Source organism: Leifsonia psychrotolerans (genome assembly GCF_013410665.1).
GTDB lineage: Bacteria > Actinomycetota > Actinomycetes > Actinomycetales > Microbacteriaceae > Cryobacterium > Cryobacterium psychrotolerans_A.
The window spans coordinates 3,269,871-3,285,911 of the sequence record NZ_JACCFM010000001.1 but is presented as its reverse complement, the minus strand read 5'-3'; the positions used below and the strand labels follow the sequence as shown (position 1 = coordinate 3,285,911).

The window sequence follows — 16,041 nt, the reverse complement described above, 5'->3', positions numbered from 1 at the left end:
TTAGATCAGGTACTGGCTCAGGCCGCGCTTGACGAACTGGCCGTCTCCCTTGCGCCCGAGGTACTGGTTGTTGTCGACAATGACCTTTCCGCGTGAGAGAACGGTGTCGACGTGACCGTCGATCTCGTAACCCTCCCAGGCGGAATAGTCCATATTCATGTGGTGAGTGCGCCCCGTCGGAGCGCCATGCGCATCCGTCGGCATGCCGATTGAGGTATGACCATTGGGGTCGTAGATGACGACGTCGGCGTCGGCACCGGGCTGGATGACGCCCTTCTTGCCGTACATTCCGAACATGCGTGCGGGGGTCGTTGAGCAGACTTCTACCCAACGCTCGAGCGTGATCTTCTTGTCGACCACTCCCTGATAGAGCAGGTCCATGCGGTGCTCGACCGAGCCGATACCGTTCGGGATCTTCGAGAAGTCGGTCAGGCCCATGTCTTTCTGCCCCTTCATGCAGAACGGGCAGTGGTCGGTCGAGACCATTTGGATGTCGTTGGTGCGCAGGCTTTGCCACATGTGATGCTGGTGGCCCTCGGCCTTCGAACGCAGCGGCGTCGAGCAGACCCACTTGGCCCCCTCGAAGTCGCCCCACTCTTCGCTCGACGCGCCGAGCTGGTCTTCCAGAGAGAGGTAGAGGTACTGCGGGCAGGTCTCACCGAACACATTTTGACCGTTGTCACGGGCCAGAGCGATCTGCTCGACCGCCTGCTTGGCCGAAACGTGAACGATATACAGAGGAGCGCCGGTGAGGTTCGCGAGCATGATCGCTCGATGGGTGGCTTCCTCCTCGGCCTGCCACGGCCGCGTGATGCCGTGATAGAAGGGAGCGGTCTTGCCGGCGGCGAGCGACTGCTGCACCAGCAGATCGATGACGCTGCCGTTCTCGGCGTGCATCATGATCATGCTGCCGTTGTCGCTGGCCCGCTGCATGGCCTTGACGATCTGGCCGTCGTCCGAGAGGAAGACGCCCTTGTAGGCCATGAAGAGCTTGAAGCTCGAGACGCCCTCGGCAACGAGTTCGTCCATCGCTGTCAGGCTCGAATCCTGCACATCCGAGAGGATCTGGTGAAAGCCGTAGTCGATGGCGCAATTGCCGAGCGCCTTCTCGTGCCAGAGCTTGTACTGATCGATCACGTTCTCGCCGGCATACTGCACAACGAAGTCGACGATGCTCGTCGTTCCGCCATGGGCCGCGGCGCGCGTTCCCGTTTCAAAGGTGTCGGAGGCCTCGGTGCCACCGAACGGCATCTGCATGTGAGTGTGGGCGTCGATGCCGCCGGGGATCACATACTTGCCGCCCGCGTCGATCACGGTATCGACGTTCCGTTCGATGTCGAAGCCGAGCAGCGAGCTGCCGGGTGCGAGCACCGCGGCGATGGTCTCACCGTCGATCAACACATCGGCACGCGCAGTGCCGGTCGCGTTGACGACAGTTCCGTTCTTGATAAGCGTCTTCATGGGGTCTCCTGGGTTGTGCGGGATTCCTGTGGTGCGGTGAGCGAGGCGGACCGCTGATCGAGCTTGTCGAGATCCGCTGACATTGTCTCGACAAGCTCGACAAGCGGTGAGGCTGTGTTTCGACAAGCGGTGGGGCAATGTCTCGACAAGCGGTGGGGCAATGTCTCGACAAGCGGTGGGGCAATGTCTCGACAAGCGGTGAGGCTGTGTTTCGATACACCGTGAGGCTGTGTTTCGATACACCGTGAGGCTGTGTTTCGATACACGGTGAGGCTGTGTCTCGACACGATTGACAAGCCATGGTTCGGCGGGTTCGCCGATCGTGCGTGCCGAGAGCGGTCTCGGCACGCAGTCGGGCGATCGGTCGTTAGGGAGCGACGATCGGGCCGTAGGAGTCCGGACGACGGTCGCGGTAGAACTGCCACGAATTGCGAACCTCACGAATGAGACTCATGTCGAGGTCACGAATGACGATCTCTTCGGTATCGGTCGAGGCAACCTCGCCGACGTAGTTGCCGCGCGGGTCGGCGAAGTAGGAGCTGCCGTAGAAAGTCACGGCATCCTCGCCGAACTCTTCGGTCTCGGTGCCGATGCGGTTGTTGGCCCCCACGTAGTACTGGTTGGCGGCCGCAGCGGCCGGCTGCTCGAGCTCCCAAAGCCGGTTCGAGAGACCCGGTTTCGTGGCCGAGGGGTTGAAGACGATTTCGGCGCCGTTCAGACCCAGCACGCGCCATCCTTCAGGGAAGTGGCGATCGTAGCAAATGTAGACGCCGACCTTGCCCACGGCCGTGTCGAAGACGGGGTATTCGAGATTGCCGGGACGGAAGTAGAACTTCTCCCAGAACTGCGGCAGGTGAGGGATGTGATGCTTGCGGTACTTGCCGAGGTAGGTGCCGTCCGCGTCAATCACGGCTGCCGTGTTGTAGAGCACACCCGGCTGGTCTTCCTCGTAGACGGGAAGCACGATCACCATCTTGTATTCGGCGGCGAGCTTCGAAAACCGCTCGGTGAGCGGGCCCGGAACCTTCTGCGCAAATTCGTAGTATTTCGAGTCCTGCACGATACCGAAGTACGGACCGTGAAAGAGTTCCTGGAAGCAGATGATCTGCGCGCCCTGCGCAGCGGCTTGCCGCACGAATTCCTCGTGCTTGGCGATCATCGATTCCTCGTCACCCGTCCAGGTGGTCTGGGTCAGGGCTGCACGCACAATTTTTGAGCTGTCAACGGTCATTGTTGCCTCCACATGGTGCTCGGCGATGAGCTCGTGCACACCGCCGAAAATGAGTTTGAGTCGAACCTCGGACTGCGTTGTCCTTTTGTTATTATTCGACGTAAACATTTCTGTTGTGTTTCTGAGTGTGACGCACGCGTTAAACATCCTGTCGTCGAAATCAGTCTGGGGCAAGAGCTTATGCAAATCTTTCTCGACGCAATTGAGCACCGCACACCCGCCGGAATCGCTGCCGCGATCGGTCGACTGATCGCGGCCGGAACACTCGCGCCCGGCGACCGATTGCCCACGGTGCGTGAGTTCGCCGCCGCTTTGGGCACCAGCCCGGCCACCGTTAGCCATGCCTGGCAGGCTCTCGGTGCTGTCGGCCTGATCGCTTCCCGCGGACGCAGCGGAACGTTTGTGCTCGACGCCGCACCGAAGTGGTTGCCGGCCCGCAGCCATTCCATGGTCGGCCGACACCAGAACGCCAGAATCGACCTCTCACGCGGCATGCCCGACCCGGTTCTGCTGCCCGCGCTCGGCCCGGCGCTGTCGCGGGTCTCGGAGCGCGCGGTGACGCCGAGTTACCAGGATCTACCCGTCATTCCCGAACTGCTCGCGGTGCTGAGCGACTCCTGGCCCTACCCTGCCCCGTCGATCACGGTGGTCGATGGAGCCCTCGATGCCATCTCCCGCAGCCTCGATGCCGTGACCCGGTTCGGTGACCGGGTGATCGTCGAGAGTCCCGGTTTTCCGCCGTTCTTCGACCTGCTCGACCAGCTCGGCCTGGAGCGCGTGCCGGTCGAGATCGATCAGCACGGAATCGTCCCCGCCTCGTTCGAGGCGGCCCTGACGCTCGGCCCGACCGCCATCATCCTGCAGCCTCGCGCACAGAACCCCACCGGTGCGTCGATGACGGCGAAGCGGGCCGAAACGCTGGCACGACTGCTGCAGATGCACAAACGCAATGCGGATGTGGTGGTGATCGAGGACGACCACTCGGGCGAGATCAGCATTTCGCCCGACGTCAGCCTCGGCACCTGGCTGCCCGAGCGGGTGCTGCATGTGCGCAGCTACTCGAAATCGCACGGTCCGGACCTGCGTATCGCCGCGCTCGGCGGGCCTCCCGCACTCGTTGACCCGATCGTGGCCCGGCGGATGCTGGGGCCCGGCTGGACCAGCCGCATGCTGCAGAAGATTCTCTACGATCTGCTCACCAATTCCGACAGCATCAGCCAGATCAGCGAGGCACGGCGCATCTACTTCGCCCGGCAAAAGGCACTGACCGAGTCGCTGCGCCGGTGCGGGGTCGATCTGCCGCAGGCCGACGGGATCAACGCCTGGCTGGCCGTGGAGGACGAGCGGGATGCGATCGTGCAGCTCGCGGCATCCGGCATCCGTGTCGCGGGCGGGTCGCCGTTCTTCGCAATCGAGGGGGCGGGCTCGTTCGTGCGGGTGACCGCCGGTGCGTTGCCCGCAGAGATTGAACCGATCGCCGAAGCGCTGGCCGCGACGACGCTGCAGCGCACGCCCGGGGAGTATTCGCTGATAGAGCGCTGGGCGTAGGGGAAACCGTCCCGAGATCGGCTCGCGCCGTCCCGAGACGGGGTGCCACTCCCACCCGACGCGATTCATGCCCTAGGCTCTCGTCAGACCTCCGGTTGGCTTGACCGGATGCGCTGTCCGGATTTGGTCAGTAGGTCACTGCGTTCACCGCCCCTTGCGCGGTTCCCTGCCCGTCTTCGCCCATGCGAGCCTGCGTCCGGTGTTTTTCCCGGCACACTCGCTGCGGCATCCGTCAGTGAAATGAGCCCTGGTGACCTCTCGTTACTCGCCCTCCCGCGCGGCAGTGCCCCGCATCGCGTTGTCGACCGTCGCGGTCGCCGCCTCGGCGTTGCTGCTGGCCGGCTGCGCGACAGCGCCCGCCGGTGCCGCCGGTGGCAGCACCGGCTCGGCGGCGGCGTCTGCTCCCGCATCAGACGGCTTTCCCGTGACCGTCGACAATTGCGGCACCGCGGTAACCGTGACGACCGCGCCACAGCGCATCGTCAGCATCAAGTCGTCGACGACCGAGTTGCTGCTCGCCCTCGGGCTCGAGGACCGTATCGTCGGCACGGCATTCCTCGACGGCCCGCTACCTGAAAACCTGGCCGCGGCCGGTGCTGCGCTTCCCTCGATCAGTGACTTTCTTCCCGGCCAGGAGGCCGTGCTCGCGCTGAAGCCGGACTTCATCTACGGCGGCTGGGAGTCGAACTTTGCCGCCGACGGCGTGGGCGAGCGCTCGCAGTTGGCCGGCTTCGGCATCGGCAGCTACGTTTCACCGGCCGCGTGCAAGGGCGACGACTACCGGCCGGATCCGTTGACGTTCGACACGGTATTCGGGGAGATCAGCCAGGCCGGCGATATTTTTGGGGCGCAGGATGCGGCATCCGCCCTCGTTTCAACGCAGAAAGCCGAGCTCGCCGCCCTCGCCCCGGCGACCGGCGCGCCGACCGCACTGTGGTATTCGAGCGGCACCGACAGCCCCTATGTGGGCGCGGGGATCGGCTCACCCCAGATGATTCTGGCCGCGGCCGGGCTGCACAATATCTTCGGCGACGTGCACGACAGCTGGACCTCGGTGGGCTGGGAGTCGATTGTGGCCGCCGACCCGAGCGTGATCGTGCTCGTCGACGCGAGTTGGAACACCGCCGCCTCGAAGATCGCCACCCTCGAGTCGAACCCGGCCACGCAGGGGCTTACCGCGGTGCAGAACAAGCGCTACATCGTGCTGCCGTTCGCGGCGACCGAGGCGGGCACTCGCAATGTGGAGGCCGTCGCGTCGACGATCAGCCAGTTCGCGGCGCTCGACGGTCAGTAGCGCACCGACCATGACCTCTCCCCCTGTGCCCGGATTCGGAGAACGCAGCCGTCTGCAGCGTGTCGACTCGTTGCGACGCGGTGTGTCGCGCAATTCTCCGAATCCGGGCACAGGGGCGCGCGCGTGGCTGGCGGTATCCGTCGTCGCACTGGTCGTGGTGTGCGCCGTCGCCGTCACCATCGGGCCGGCCGGGTTGTCACTGACGGATGTCGCGCGAAGCATCGCCGCCCACCTCGGCTGGGGAGCTTCAGGCGTCGACCCGCTCACCGACGCGATCGTCTGGCAGCTGCGACTGCCGCGCGTGCTCACGGCCGCCGCGGTCGGCGCCGGACTCGCGCTCTCGGGCGCCGTGATGCAGAGCGTGACCCGCAACCCGCTCGCCGACCCCTACTTGCTCGGCCTCTCTTCGGGGGCCTCGCTCGGGGCAGTCTGCGTCGTGATTCTCGGCCTCGGCTTCGCCCTGCCGCTCGCCGCATTCGTCGGCGCGTTGGCCGCGCTCGTCGCGACCCTCAGCATCGCGCGCACGGGCGGCACCATCCTGCCGAGCCGCGCCGTGCTGGCGGGCCTGGCCATCGCGCAACTCGGCGCCGCCGGCACCTCGTTCATCATCTTCTGGTCGGCCAAGGGCGACTCGTACCGCGAAATTCTCAACTGGCTGCTCGGCTCGGTCGCCGGCGCCTCGTGGGACAGCGTGGGCATCTCGCTCGGCGCTCTTCTCGTGGTGGGCACCGCCATCCTGCTCTCGGCCACCCGTCTCGACGCCTTCGCCTTCGGCGACACGGCGGCCGCCTCACTGGGCATCAACGTGAACGCAACCCGCTGGCTGCTTCTCGGCGGTGTTGCGCTGCTCACCGGTGCCATGGTCTCGGTCAGCGGCGCGATCGGTTTCGTCGGCCTGATTCTTCCGCACCTCGTGCGCGGGTTGAGCGGCCCCGGCCACCGACGGATGCTGCCGCTCGCCACCGTCGCCGGCGCGCTCTTCCTGGTGGTCGCCGATACCCTCGCCCGCACCGTGTTCGACCCGCGCGAGCTGCCCGTCGGCATCATCACGGCATTCATCGGCGTTCCCGTGTTCATCCTGCTGATCACCCGAAAGAGAGGTGCGACGTGGGCGTGACTCGGGGCGCGAACGCAACCCTCGCCATCCGAAACCTGTCGTTTTCGATCGGCGAGCGGCGCATTCTGGACGCGGTGTCGGCAGAGCTTCCACCCGGCCAGGTGACGGGGCTGCTCGGCCCGAATGGCGCCGGCAAGTCCACACTGCTGCGGCTGATCGCCGGCATCGAGAAGCCGAACACCGGCAGCGTTGACCTAGATGGTTCCCGGGTGTCAGAGCTTCGACGACGCGAAAGTTCCCAACGCATCGCGTTGCTCGAACAGAGCGCGTCGCCGGGCGTCGACCTGCGTGTTCTCGACGTTGTGCTGCTGGGCCGCATCCCCCACCGCACCGGACTTTTCGGCGGGTTCAGCGGGGACGAGGACCGTTTGATCGTCACGGAGTCCCTGACTCGAGTCGGTATCGCCGATCTGACCGACCGTTCCTGGCACAGTCTGAGCGGAGGCCAACAACAGCGTGTGCAGATCGCGCGCGCACTCGCGCAGCAGCCCCAGCTTCTCTTGCTCGACGAGCCGACCAACCACCTCGATGTCAACGCCCAGCTCTCGCTGCTCAGCCAGGTGCGCGAGCTCGGCTTCACGACCGTCGCGGCCCTGCACGACCTCAATCTGGCGGCCACCTACTGCGATCACCTGCTGCTGCTGCAGGAGGGCCGGCTGGTCGCGGCGGGCCCCCCAGCCGAGGTGCTGACACCGGCGACGATCGCGGCGGCCTACGGTGTCGACTGTGACGTCATTCCGCATCCGCGGGGTGGGCATCCGCTCATTGTGTTTGCACCAGTGGGGAGGTCGACTTCGACGCCCCCAGCCCCAAGGGCGGGGTCGCGAGTGTTCCAGACGCGCGCTGGCGCTCGCTTCTCACCGAACGACATGGTGAGCACTCGTGAGCAACGAAACGGAATGGAACGTCAGAGATGAAGATCGTTGTTCTGGCCGGCGGCGTCGGCGGCGCCCGTTTTACTCGGGGGCTGCTGCACGAGCTGGAGCGCCGCGCTGTGCCCACGGATGCGCCCACCGAGGTCACCGTCGTCGTGAATACCGGCGACGACATGTGGCTCGACGGATTGCGGATCTGCCCCGACCTCGACACTGTGATGTACACACTCGGCGGCGGCATCAACGAGGAGCAGGGCTGGGGGCGTCCCGACGAGACACGGCGCGCGGCGGCCGAGATCTCGGCTTACGGGCGCGGCTGGTCCTGGTTCACCCTCGGCGACCTCGACCTGGCGACCCACATCGTGCGCACCGACCTGTTGCGCACCGGATCGACGCTGAGCGAGGCGACCGCGTTCCTGTGTCGGCGCTGGCAGCCGGCCGCGCGCATCCTGCCGATGAGCGACCAGCCGGTCGAGACGCATGTGCGCCTTGCCGCCGACGTGGACGAACACCGCGCGGGCGACCTGCTGCATTTCGAGGAGTGGTGGGTGCGCTATCGGGCACAGGCCGAGGTGACCGAATTCATTCAGGTTGGGCTCGATCAGGCCGAGGCTGCACCGGGCGTTCTTGAGGCTATTCTCGACGCTGATCTGGTCATTCTGCCGCCGTCGAACCCGGTGGTGTCGGTGGGGACGATCCTCGCCGTTCCCGGCATCGCCGACGCACTGCGCACGACATCGGCCGCGGTCGTTGGCGTCTCGCCGATCGTCGGAGGCAGCGCCGTGCGCGGCATGGCCGATACCTGCCTCAGCGTCATCGGCGTCGAGACCTCGGCCGCCGCCGTCGGGCTGCACTACGGCGCACGCAATGCGGGTGGACTGCTCGACGCCTGGCTGGTCGACGAAACGGATGCCGCAGCCCTGCCCGCGCTGCTGGCCGCCGGTATCCGCTCGGCTGCGGTGCCGCTCTGGATGCGCGACGTTGCCTCGACCGCGGCGATCGCCGCCGCTGTGCTCGCGCTCGGTGCCGGCTCGTAGGCGGCGCGCAGAGTTTCGACATTGGCTCACGGGGTCTCGACGAGCTCGACCAACGGGGCAACCCGACCCCCGACATCCGTTGATCGAGCGTGTCGAGATCACGCGACCACGTCTCGACATTGGCTCACGGGGTCTCGGCGAGCTCGACCAACGGGGCAGCCCGGCGGGTCTCGACGAGCTCGACCAGCGGGGCAGCCCGGCGGGTCTCGACGAGCTCGACCAGCGGGGCAGCCCGCTTCGCTCGCCCTACAGCGTCGGACTGATTACTGTCGTCGCGGCGATCAAGGCACTCGTCGCGCGGCCAACTCCGAGCCGAAGCGCCTCGGCGAGGTTGTCTACCGTGTCGACGTCGCGGCGACAGGTGCAGTCAAGCGGGAGATCGAGCGGAATATGCCCCGCCGCCTCATGTGCGGCGCGCGAGCCGACGCCGAACCGGGGCTCGAACGGCACGCCCGCACGGGCAAGCAGCATCGTCGTTCCGGTGCCCTCCTCGTCGGCGACCATCGACCGGTCGTGGGTGCTGGCCAGTGCCAGCACGGTCTCGAGGTCGGCGACGGTCAGCGCAGGAAGGTCGCCCGTGACCACGGCAACATTGCACCCTGGGTCCGTCGCGCACGTGACCACGACTCCCTGACGGATGGCGGCGTTGAGCGCGTCGAACGCGCCGGGTGTCCCGCTCGCGCCGGGCGTGCAAGCCGCCATATCCGCTTCGCGAGATACCCCAGATCGCCCCATCGATGCCGGCGAAGGGGCATCCTGCGGCAACTCGCGTAACTCGGGCGCTGTCCATATCTCGCGAGATACCCCAGATCGCCCCATCGATGCCGGCGAAGGGGCATCCTGCGGCAACTCGCGTAACTCGGGCAACCCGGGCAACCCGGGCAGCTCGGGCGCGCTGCGGAACTCGCGCACGTCGGGCGCCCCGGGCGCCCGGCGCGGCGGCTCGCGCACGATCTCGGCACCGAGGGCGCGCATCCGCTCGGCGACCTCGTCGTCGGCCGTCACGACGCAGACGCGCGCGACCGACGGCGCCGCCAACAGCGCCGAAACCGTGTCGATCGCGAACGCCTCGGCCAGTCGGATGCGCTCGGGATGCGCGGCCAGGCGACTCTTGGCGGCGGGCGTTCCCTTCACGGGAACCACAGCGACCCAGCTCACGCTTCGACGTCGCTGGCCTCGTTGCGGCCCGCTTCCAAGCCGTCGTCGACGCCCTCGGCATAGCCGGTTTCGTAGCCGGTTTCCTGCCCCGCCGCGTATCCCGCCGCGTATCCTTCGGCGTGGCCCTCGGCATGCGCCTCGGCGCTGCCCAGCCGGAACATGTCCTGCGCGCTCGCCCGCTGCAGACGTCGTGCCCCGCCGACCGTACCTCCGTCGAGCGCCACCGGCACCAATCGCCCGAGCCCGCGCACCACGGCGACCGGGTTGCCGCTCGCTTTGCCCTTGACCAGGTCGGCGGCCCCGGCGATCTCATCGGCGACGGCCGCGACGGTGACGTCGAGGCGGCGACCGGAGGCATCCGTCGTGCCGCGTAAGTCGTCGAGCACCGCAACCCCGGCCGCACCGATCGCGATGTCAGTCTGACCGTCGCGCCAGGGGCGTCCGGCCGTGTCGGTGAGCAGCACCCCGAGCGCTAGGCCCGTGTGGCGGCGCAGTTCGGCGCAGAGGGCGCGGGCGGAGGCATCCGGGTCGATCGGGAGGAGCAGCACGACGCCGTCGGGCGTATTACTCGCGTCAACGCCCGCGGCGGCCATGACGAGGCCTTGCCTATTCTCGACGATGCGCGTCACCCCACCCGGATGCGTACGGCTCGCCACGACACGCACGGTTTCGTCGGTGATCGCCTGTTCCCGGTCGATCGCGGCGACCTGTCGCCCCTCGGCTTTCGACACGATCTTGCTGGTCACCGCTAAAATATCGCCGTCGCACAGCCGGTCACCGGCCGCCGTAGCGATAATCGATGCGAGGTCGTCCCCGGCGGCAATCTCACCAATGCCGCTCAGCACGAAGACGTGCAGTCCATCGGAATTCGTCATGGTCACCTCACCAGTTTCGGAAGTACGTCGCGGCCGAACACGTCGATCCACTCACGTTGATTGCGGCCCACATTGTGCAGATAGATGCGATCGAAGCCCAGGTCGACATAGCGCTGAATCTGCGCGCGATGCACGTCGGGGTCGGCCGAAATCACCATGCGCCCGTCGAAATCTTCGGGCCGCACGAGCTTGGCGATCTGTTCGAATTCAAATGGCGAGCGGATATCGCCCTTCGGGAACCGCATGGCCCCATTCGGCCATTCGCGCAGCGCGTTCGCCATCGCGATCTCATCGGTCTCGGCCCAGCTCAGATGCAACTGCACCACCCGGGGCATCACCGCGGGGTCCTTGCCCACCTCGCGCGCACCCGCCTCGAATTTGCTCAAGAGCAGGGGAATCTTCTCGAGCGGCGCACCGACAGTGATCAGGCCGTCGGCCACACGCCCGGCCCGTTTGGCCGTGACGGGTCCGGCCGTGGCAACGTAAATTTCGGGGGCGACGGGCGGCATCGTCCAGAGCCGTGTCGACTCGAGCGTGAAGTACTGGCCGGAATGTTTCACGTCACGGCCGGCGATCGACGCAGTAAACAGCTTGCTGATGATGTCGATGGCCTCGAACATGCGGTTGATGCGCTCGTGCGGTTCAGGCCAATAGGCCCCGGAGATGTGCTCGTTCAGTGCCTCTCCGGCACCGAGGCCGAGCCAGTGCCGACCCGGATACATCGAGGCGAGCGTGGCTGAGGCCTGCGCGACCATGGCCGGGTGGTATCGAAAGGTGGGTGCCGTCACGCCGGGCCCGAAGTCGCCCGTCGTTCGCTCCGCCAGCGCGCCGAGCACGCTCCAGACGAACGAGGACTGCCCTTGCGCCGGCATCCAGGGCTGAAAGTGGTCTGAGGCCATCACTCCGCTGAATCCGTGCTGCTCGGCATAGGCCGCGTGAGCAACGGCATCCGCCGGAGCAAACTGCTCCAGCATCGCCGCATAACCGATCTGCACTGATGTCATTGACCTATTCTGCCCTCTGCACCCGGCATCCGCTCGACCCGTTGGCGCCGACGCGCACGCCCAGCAAATAGGCTTGATGTCATGCGCATCGCCACCTGGAACGTCAACTCGATTCGTGCCCGCGTCGACCGCACCGTCGACTGGATGGTGCGCGAGGACATCGACGTGCTCGCCATGCAGGAGATCAAGTGCAAGCCGGAGCAGTTCCCCCGGGAGCAGTTCGAAGAGGCCGGCTACGGGCTTGAGATTCACGGCCTCAACCAGTGGAACGGCGTGGCTTTCGCCAGCCGTGTCGAGATGACGGATGTCGTCACCAGCTTCCCCGGCATGCCCGGCTTCTTGAAAGGCCAGGAAGGCCCCGACCAGCCGCAGGAAGCCCGCGCGCTCGGCGTGACGGTGAACGACCTGCGCCTGTGGAGCCTGTACGTGCCGAACGGTCGGGCGCTCGGCGACCCGCACCTGCACTACAAATTGGACTGGCTGGCCGCCCTCGACGCCCACACCCGCGCCGAACTCGCGCGCAATCCGCAGCTCGCGCTCGCCCTGATGGGCGACTTCAACGTCGCACCCACAGACGCCGACATGGGCGACCCGAGCTTCGTGCACGGCACCTCCACGCACATCTCCCCGGAGGAGCGCGCCGCCTTCCACGCCTTCGAGGCGGCCGGGCTGACCGACGTCGTGCGGCCGATCGTGCCTGACGGTTTCACCTTCTGGGACTACAAGGCGCTGCGCTTCCCCCGCAACGAGGGCATGCGAATCGACTTCATCCTCGGCTCACCGGCCTTCGCCGACCTGGTCACGGATGCGTCGATTCACCGTGACGAGCGCAAGGGCGACGCCCCGAGCGATCACGTGCCCGTTGTCGTCGACGTCGAGATCGACGGCGAGGACGACGACCGCCCGATGATCTTCTAGACCTCCACGAACATGGCTGCAGACGATAAGAGCCAGCTAACGAAGGCGAATAACGTCGACATGTTTCTCACCGGTCAGAGCACGGTGACTGACTACTACGCGGTGAAGGAGTAGTCATGGCAAGAACTACGGCACAGCACCGATCGATTCGTGGGGTGGTGCTGGGACTGATTTTCGTTCTGGGAACGACGCTTGCCGGATGCAGTGCCTCCGCGCCCGCCGGGGAGTCCGCCGCCCAGACGACACAACGGATTCTTGCCATCGATGGCGTCAGTGATGCCACAGTTGATGTGCGCAGCTCGCTGTCGGGCTTCACGACCTACCGCACGACATCCGTCACCATCACTCTCGATGACGGCTACACGGTCGGGGATGCCGACGCGGCCCTGGATTGGGCGCTCCGAACCGGCTGGGCGGTGAACGACGAGAGCCCAAACACCTCCGTTCGAGTTGGGTTCTTCACCCCATCGGGAGACGTCGTCGACTGGGATTGGGCGGGGGCCGCCACAGCCCACGGGCTCGTCGATCCTGACCGCCCCCTGTCCCTGGGCGAAACGGGGCAGGTCTCCTTCCCCAGCGCCATGATCGCCTCGCACCTCGGCAAGTGGCCGGGCGAAGTTCCCACGTTGCCGGACGACCTCTTTGTGAAGGACGAGTAACCATGGCATGGCGCGCAGCAACTCCGCGTTTCCGGACGAACTCGGCAAGATCCTCGCATCTCAGCCGTCCGTATTAGCCTGTGGGCATGCCCCACCTCGACGTTCCCGATGCCTCGCTCTACTACGAGACCGACGGCCACATCTCAGCCCCTGCCCTGCTCCTGATCCATGCCGGTGTGGCACACCTGCGCATGTGGGATCCGCTGATCGAGGCCCTGGCGGCCAACCATTTCGTCATCCGCTATGACACCCGCGGTTACGGGCAAACCAGTGCCAGCAATGCCGAGTTCTCGAACCGGGCCGATGCGTTGGCCGTGCTCGACCACCTGGGGGTGGCGCGGGCGACGGTGATCGGATGTTCGCGCGGCGGCTCGATCGCCATTGATATCGCCGTGGAGAACCCCGAGCGCGTGGCCGGACTGGTCACGATCGGATCTGGGCCGAGCGGTTTTCCCGACGTCGCGCTCACCGACGCGGAAGAGACCGGCTTTCGCGAACTGGGCCTGCTCTTCGAGGCCCAAGACTGGCACCGGCTCTGCCGCGCCGAGGTCGAGCTGTGGGACTTCGGGCCGCGTCGCCGACAAGCCGATCTCGACCCGGAATTCGTGCGGCTCGCCTACGAGTTGCACCGAATGAACGCCGCGCACCGGGCCGAACGGCCGGCGCCGACTCCGCTCAAGCCCCCGGCGTACGGTCGGGTCGCCACACTCACTGTGCCGGCGCTGGTCACTGTCGGCGAGTGTGACCTCAGCCCAGCCCTGGCCGAGTACGAGTATCTGGTGACGACGATTCCGGGCGCCGACGGACACGTGTTCCCCCGTACCGCACACCTTCCAAGCGTCGAGAGTCCCGACGAATTTCTGCGCGTACTCATGGGGTGGCTGCTGGAAGCCGATGCCCGTTTGTCGCGGATCGTCTGATGGTCTGGTCGCGTACGGATCGGGGGGCGAGCGAGCCGTCAGGCATCCGCTACGAAGCGACAATCCGGCGGAACGCGGCGACAGCCGTTGTGAAGATGAGCGAATGCAACATTTTGAATGTGCACAGCGGGAAGAGCCGGCAGACCGATGCGGCACGACAGAATTGTTCAAACGGTTGTTAAAGAGGGGCTCTGGCGTGACACACGGCACAAGGACTATTCGGGCTGCGGCGACGACACTGGCGCTGTTCGCTCTCATTGCAGTATCAGTCAGCGGCTGCGCCGCGGCAGGAAAGGACCCCGAAATGGATCATCTGCACGCACTCACCGAGGCTGACGAACTGCTCGTTGCCGCGCAAAACGTGCTCGGCGGCGAGTGGGAAAACGCCGACGGCGGTGCCGACACCTGCGTACTGCCCAGCGGTGAAAGCGGTGTGCAATATGGGCTCACGCGCGGAGGTGGAAACCCGGTCGGCGACGCGCAATCCGTGGCAGCGTCGGTCACCGCAGTCGCCACCCTGTGGACGTCGGCCGGGTTCGAACCCACAGTGATCGAGCTCCCGGCCCTCGACGGCCTGGCCCTGACCGAGGTGCGGTACCCCGAAACCGGCTACGGCGTAGACGGCCTCTACCTGAGCTTTCAAGCCACCACGGCCGGTGCCAGCGTGCAGGCACTCACGCGGTGCGTGCCGGGCGACGCAGCGGAGATCAACCGCGCCTGGCACGAAGCGAACGACCCGGCGATGCCGTAGCAACAATCGTGCTCGAATTTCGAGACACGCGTGAGCCCTGACTGTTGGAGCACTGCCTCTCGCCGGGAGGCAGCGGCCTACAGGCCTTCGGTGATGTTCGAGAAGCCAACGATCAGCATGCATCCCGGTAGCCCGTATAAGAAGAAGCCCACCACATACACACGGATACCGAGCAGAATTGACCGCGCGACCCCTCGCCGATCGCGGACATTGAGTCGGCGGCCTCCCGGCCCGATGATCGGTACTGGTGCGACCCACGTGGCCTCGGGACGCTCGTGCTCGGCCGTGATCCTGTTGAGAGTCCAGGGAATTTCTTGGCCAGGCACGCGTTCGTCGCGGAACCGCCGGGCTTTTGTGACGATGCGCGGAACCACATTCGTCACGAGAGCGTCAAGCGAGCTCCACGTCTCCGATACGGAGAAGTCGGCCGCTCGGGGCGTGAAGAAGACCAGGGTGCTGTCGATGATCTCAACGTTGTAGCTCCCGGCATCATCAATAAGTGCCGCCATCAGGTCGGGAGTGAGCACATACAGTGCGTCTCTGCGGTATTCGGGAGGCGAATACAGCTGGAACGACTTGTCGAAATCTCCCTCCAACGACAACCGCTCGGCCTGCTTGAACTCGACAGGCAATTCCGTGCTGATGCGTCTGTTGGACGTGGCATCCAGGATGAGGTGCGGCAATGGTGCCGGCAACGTGACGGCAACATAATGCCACTTGTTGAAAAGGGTGCCGAACTCGATACCCGGTGCGACGAATCGGGGATATTGGAAGAACGTGCGGGTGCCGGCGGCGGCCATGATCGAGGTGAACGCCACTTTCCGGATGCACCTCGGTTCGAATCCGTTGGCGAGGGCAGTCAGGGTGCTCCGTGAATCATTCAACCTCGTGTGACGTTCCCCTGACCCGACCCATCTGCGCAGCCCACATGCGCCGATGATCCATACCCCGAGGATGGCCAGAGCGAGGAGCTCCCCGGCACCAAACGGAACCGTGCCGAGGCCGTACGGACGGAAGCCAATGGTCACCAGAGTGATGCCGGCATACCAGAGCACCAGACAGTCGTTCACGTTCGCCAGCATCCACCGCTTCCGTGGCACCGGTGTCGAGCGGATGCCGCGACCCAGCGCCGCCATCGCGGCTCTGACCTCGCTCTCGGGAGCCTCCAACCACCTCAGATCCACGATCAGGGA

At 65.9% G+C, this 16,041-nt stretch carries 15 protein-coding genes; 9 read left to right on the top strand and 6 right to left on the bottom strand.

The window, feature by feature from the left end:
• Positions 1 to 1,461, bottom strand: a complete 1,461-nt coding sequence (gene hydA / locus HNR05_RS14975) for a dihydropyrimidinase (protein ID WP_179579871.1) — start codon at positions 1,459 to 1,461, stop codon at positions 1 to 3.
• Positions 1,462 to 1,828: 367 nt separating this feature from the next.
• Positions 1,829 to 2,692: a nitrilase-related carbon-nitrogen hydrolase gene (locus HNR05_RS14970; RefSeq protein WP_218869208.1), complete on the bottom strand. Its 864-nt coding sequence runs from the start codon at positions 2,690 to 2,692 to the stop codon at positions 1,829 to 1,831.
• 180 nt (positions 2,693 to 2,872) lie between these two features.
• Here HNR05_RS14970 and HNR05_RS14965 point away from each other — a divergent pair, with 180 nt between their 5' ends.
• The 5 genes from HNR05_RS14965 (at position 2,873) to cofD (ending at position 8,563) form a co-directional block, all read left to right on the top strand.
• Positions 2,873 to 4,240: an aminotransferase-like domain-containing protein gene (locus HNR05_RS14965; RefSeq protein WP_179579870.1), complete on the top strand. Its 1,368-nt coding sequence runs from the start codon at positions 2,873 to 2,875 to the stop codon at positions 4,238 to 4,240.
• Positions 4,241 to 4,490: 250 nt separating this feature from the next.
• On the top strand, positions 4,491 to 5,534 hold the full coding sequence (locus HNR05_RS14960; RefSeq protein WP_343062618.1) for a putative F420-0 ABC transporter substrate-binding protein: 1,044 nt from the start codon (positions 4,491 to 4,493) through the stop codon (positions 5,532 to 5,534).
• A gap of 10 nt (positions 5,535 to 5,544) precedes the next feature.
• Positions 5,545 to 6,651, top strand: a complete 1,107-nt coding sequence (locus tag HNR05_RS14955) for a putative F420-0 ABC transporter permease subunit (protein ID WP_179579869.1) — start codon at positions 5,545 to 5,547, stop codon at positions 6,649 to 6,651.
• Positions 6,642 to 7,568, top strand: a complete 927-nt coding sequence (locus HNR05_RS14950) for an ABC transporter ATP-binding protein (RefSeq protein WP_343062617.1) — start codon at positions 6,642 to 6,644, stop codon at positions 7,566 to 7,568. The genes HNR05_RS14955 and HNR05_RS14950 overlap by 10 nt, the downstream gene beginning before the upstream one ends.
• Positions 7,565 to 8,563: a 2-phospho-L-lactate transferase gene (gene cofD, locus HNR05_RS14945; RefSeq protein ID WP_179579868.1), complete on the top strand. Its 999-nt coding sequence runs from the start codon at positions 7,565 to 7,567 to the stop codon at positions 8,561 to 8,563. Before HNR05_RS14950 ends, cofD begins: the two co-directional genes overlap by 4 nt.
• A gap of 246 nt (positions 8,564 to 8,809) precedes the next feature.
• Here the strand turns inward: cofD and HNR05_RS14940 are convergent, their stop codons facing one another.
• From HNR05_RS14940 to HNR05_RS14930, 3 genes are read right to left on the bottom strand one after another with little or no spacing between them, the layout of a single operon-like run.
• The gene (locus HNR05_RS14940) at positions 8,810 to 9,721 is read right to left on the bottom strand and encodes a CofC family guanylyltransferase (protein ID WP_179579867.1); all 912 of its coding nucleotides are present in this window, start codon (positions 9,719 to 9,721) and stop codon (positions 8,810 to 8,812) included.
• Positions 9,718 to 10,596 carry a coenzyme F420-0:L-glutamate ligase gene (cofE, locus tag HNR05_RS14935; RefSeq protein WP_179579866.1) on the bottom strand — a complete coding sequence of 293 codons (879 nt, stop codon included), beginning with the start codon at positions 10,594 to 10,596 and terminating at the stop codon, positions 9,718 to 9,720. Before cofE ends, HNR05_RS14940 begins: the two co-directional genes overlap by 4 nt.
• Positions 10,597 to 10,598: 2 nt before the next feature.
• On the bottom strand, positions 10,599 to 11,600 hold the full coding sequence (locus HNR05_RS14930; protein ID WP_179579865.1) for a TIGR03557 family F420-dependent LLM class oxidoreductase: 1,002 nt from the start codon (positions 11,598 to 11,600) through the stop codon (positions 10,599 to 10,601).
• An 81-nt stretch (positions 11,601 to 11,681) separates the two neighbouring features.
• Between HNR05_RS14930 and HNR05_RS14925 the strand changes: the two genes are divergently transcribed.
• The 4 genes from HNR05_RS14925 to HNR05_RS14910 all read left to right on the top strand — a co-directional run bounded on the left by HNR05_RS14925 (position 11,682) and on the right by HNR05_RS14910 (position 14,848).
• Positions 11,682 to 12,518 carry an exodeoxyribonuclease III gene (locus HNR05_RS14925; protein WP_179579864.1) on the top strand — a complete coding sequence of 279 codons (837 nt, stop codon included), beginning with the start codon at positions 11,682 to 11,684 and terminating at the stop codon, positions 12,516 to 12,518.
• 116 nt (positions 12,519 to 12,634) lie between these two features.
• On the top strand, positions 12,635 to 13,177 hold the full coding sequence (locus tag HNR05_RS14920; RefSeq protein WP_179579863.1) for a hypothetical protein: 543 nt from the start codon (positions 12,635 to 12,637) through the stop codon (positions 13,175 to 13,177).
• 86 nt (positions 13,178 to 13,263) lie between these two features.
• Positions 13,264 to 14,097, top strand: a complete 834-nt coding sequence (locus HNR05_RS14915; protein ID WP_179579862.1) for an alpha/beta fold hydrolase — start codon at positions 13,264 to 13,266, stop codon at positions 14,095 to 14,097.
• Between the two features lie 196 nt (positions 14,098 to 14,293).
• Entirely contained in the window at positions 14,294 to 14,848 is a 555-nt protein-coding gene (locus HNR05_RS14910; protein WP_179579861.1) for a hypothetical protein, read from the top strand.
• Positions 14,849 to 14,925: 77 nt separating this feature from the next.
• Here HNR05_RS14910 and HNR05_RS14905 read toward each other — a convergent pair whose 3' ends face one another.
• Positions 14,926 to 16,032, bottom strand: coding sequence for a hypothetical protein (locus HNR05_RS14905; RefSeq protein ID WP_179579860.1), 1,107 nt, complete (start codon positions 16,030 to 16,032; stop codon positions 14,926 to 14,928).
• Between the last annotated feature and the right edge of the window lie 9 nt (positions 16,033 to 16,041).

What these genes read in the sequence shown, in the direction of transcription:
- hydA (WP_179579871.1), bottom strand. Translation starts at nt 1,461, where the DNA reads ATGAAGACGCTTATCAAGAACGGAACTGTCGTCAACGCGACCGGCACT.
- HNR05_RS14970 (WP_218869208.1), bottom strand. Translation starts at nt 2,692, where the DNA reads ATGACCGTTGACAGCTCAAAAATTGTGCGTGCAGCCCTGACCCAGACC.
- HNR05_RS14965 (WP_179579870.1), top strand. Translation starts at nt 2,873, where the DNA reads ATGCAAATCTTTCTCGACGCAATTGAGCACCGCACACCCGCCGGAATC.
- HNR05_RS14955 (WP_179579869.1), top strand. Translation starts at nt 5,545, where the DNA reads ATGACCTCTCCCCCTGTGCCCGGATTCGGAGAACGCAGCCGTCTGCAG.
- cofD (WP_179579868.1), top strand. Translation starts at nt 7,565, where the DNA reads ATGAAGATCGTTGTTCTGGCCGGCGGCGTCGGCGGCGCCCGTTTTACT.
- cofE (WP_179579866.1), bottom strand. Translation starts at nt 10,596, where the DNA reads ATGACGAATTCCGATGGACTGCACGTCTTCGTGCTGAGCGGCATTGGT.
- HNR05_RS14930 (WP_179579865.1), bottom strand. Translation starts at nt 11,600, where the DNA reads ATGACATCAGTGCAGATCGGTTATGCGGCGATGCTGGAGCAGTTTGCT.
- HNR05_RS14925 (WP_179579864.1), top strand. Translation starts at nt 11,682, where the DNA reads ATGCGCATCGCCACCTGGAACGTCAACTCGATTCGTGCCCGCGTCGAC.
- HNR05_RS14920 (WP_179579863.1), top strand. Translation starts at nt 12,635, where the DNA reads ATGGCAAGAACTACGGCACAGCACCGATCGATTCGTGGGGTGGTGCTG.
- HNR05_RS14915 (WP_179579862.1), top strand. Translation starts at nt 13,264, where the DNA reads ATGCCCCACCTCGACGTTCCCGATGCCTCGCTCTACTACGAGACCGAC.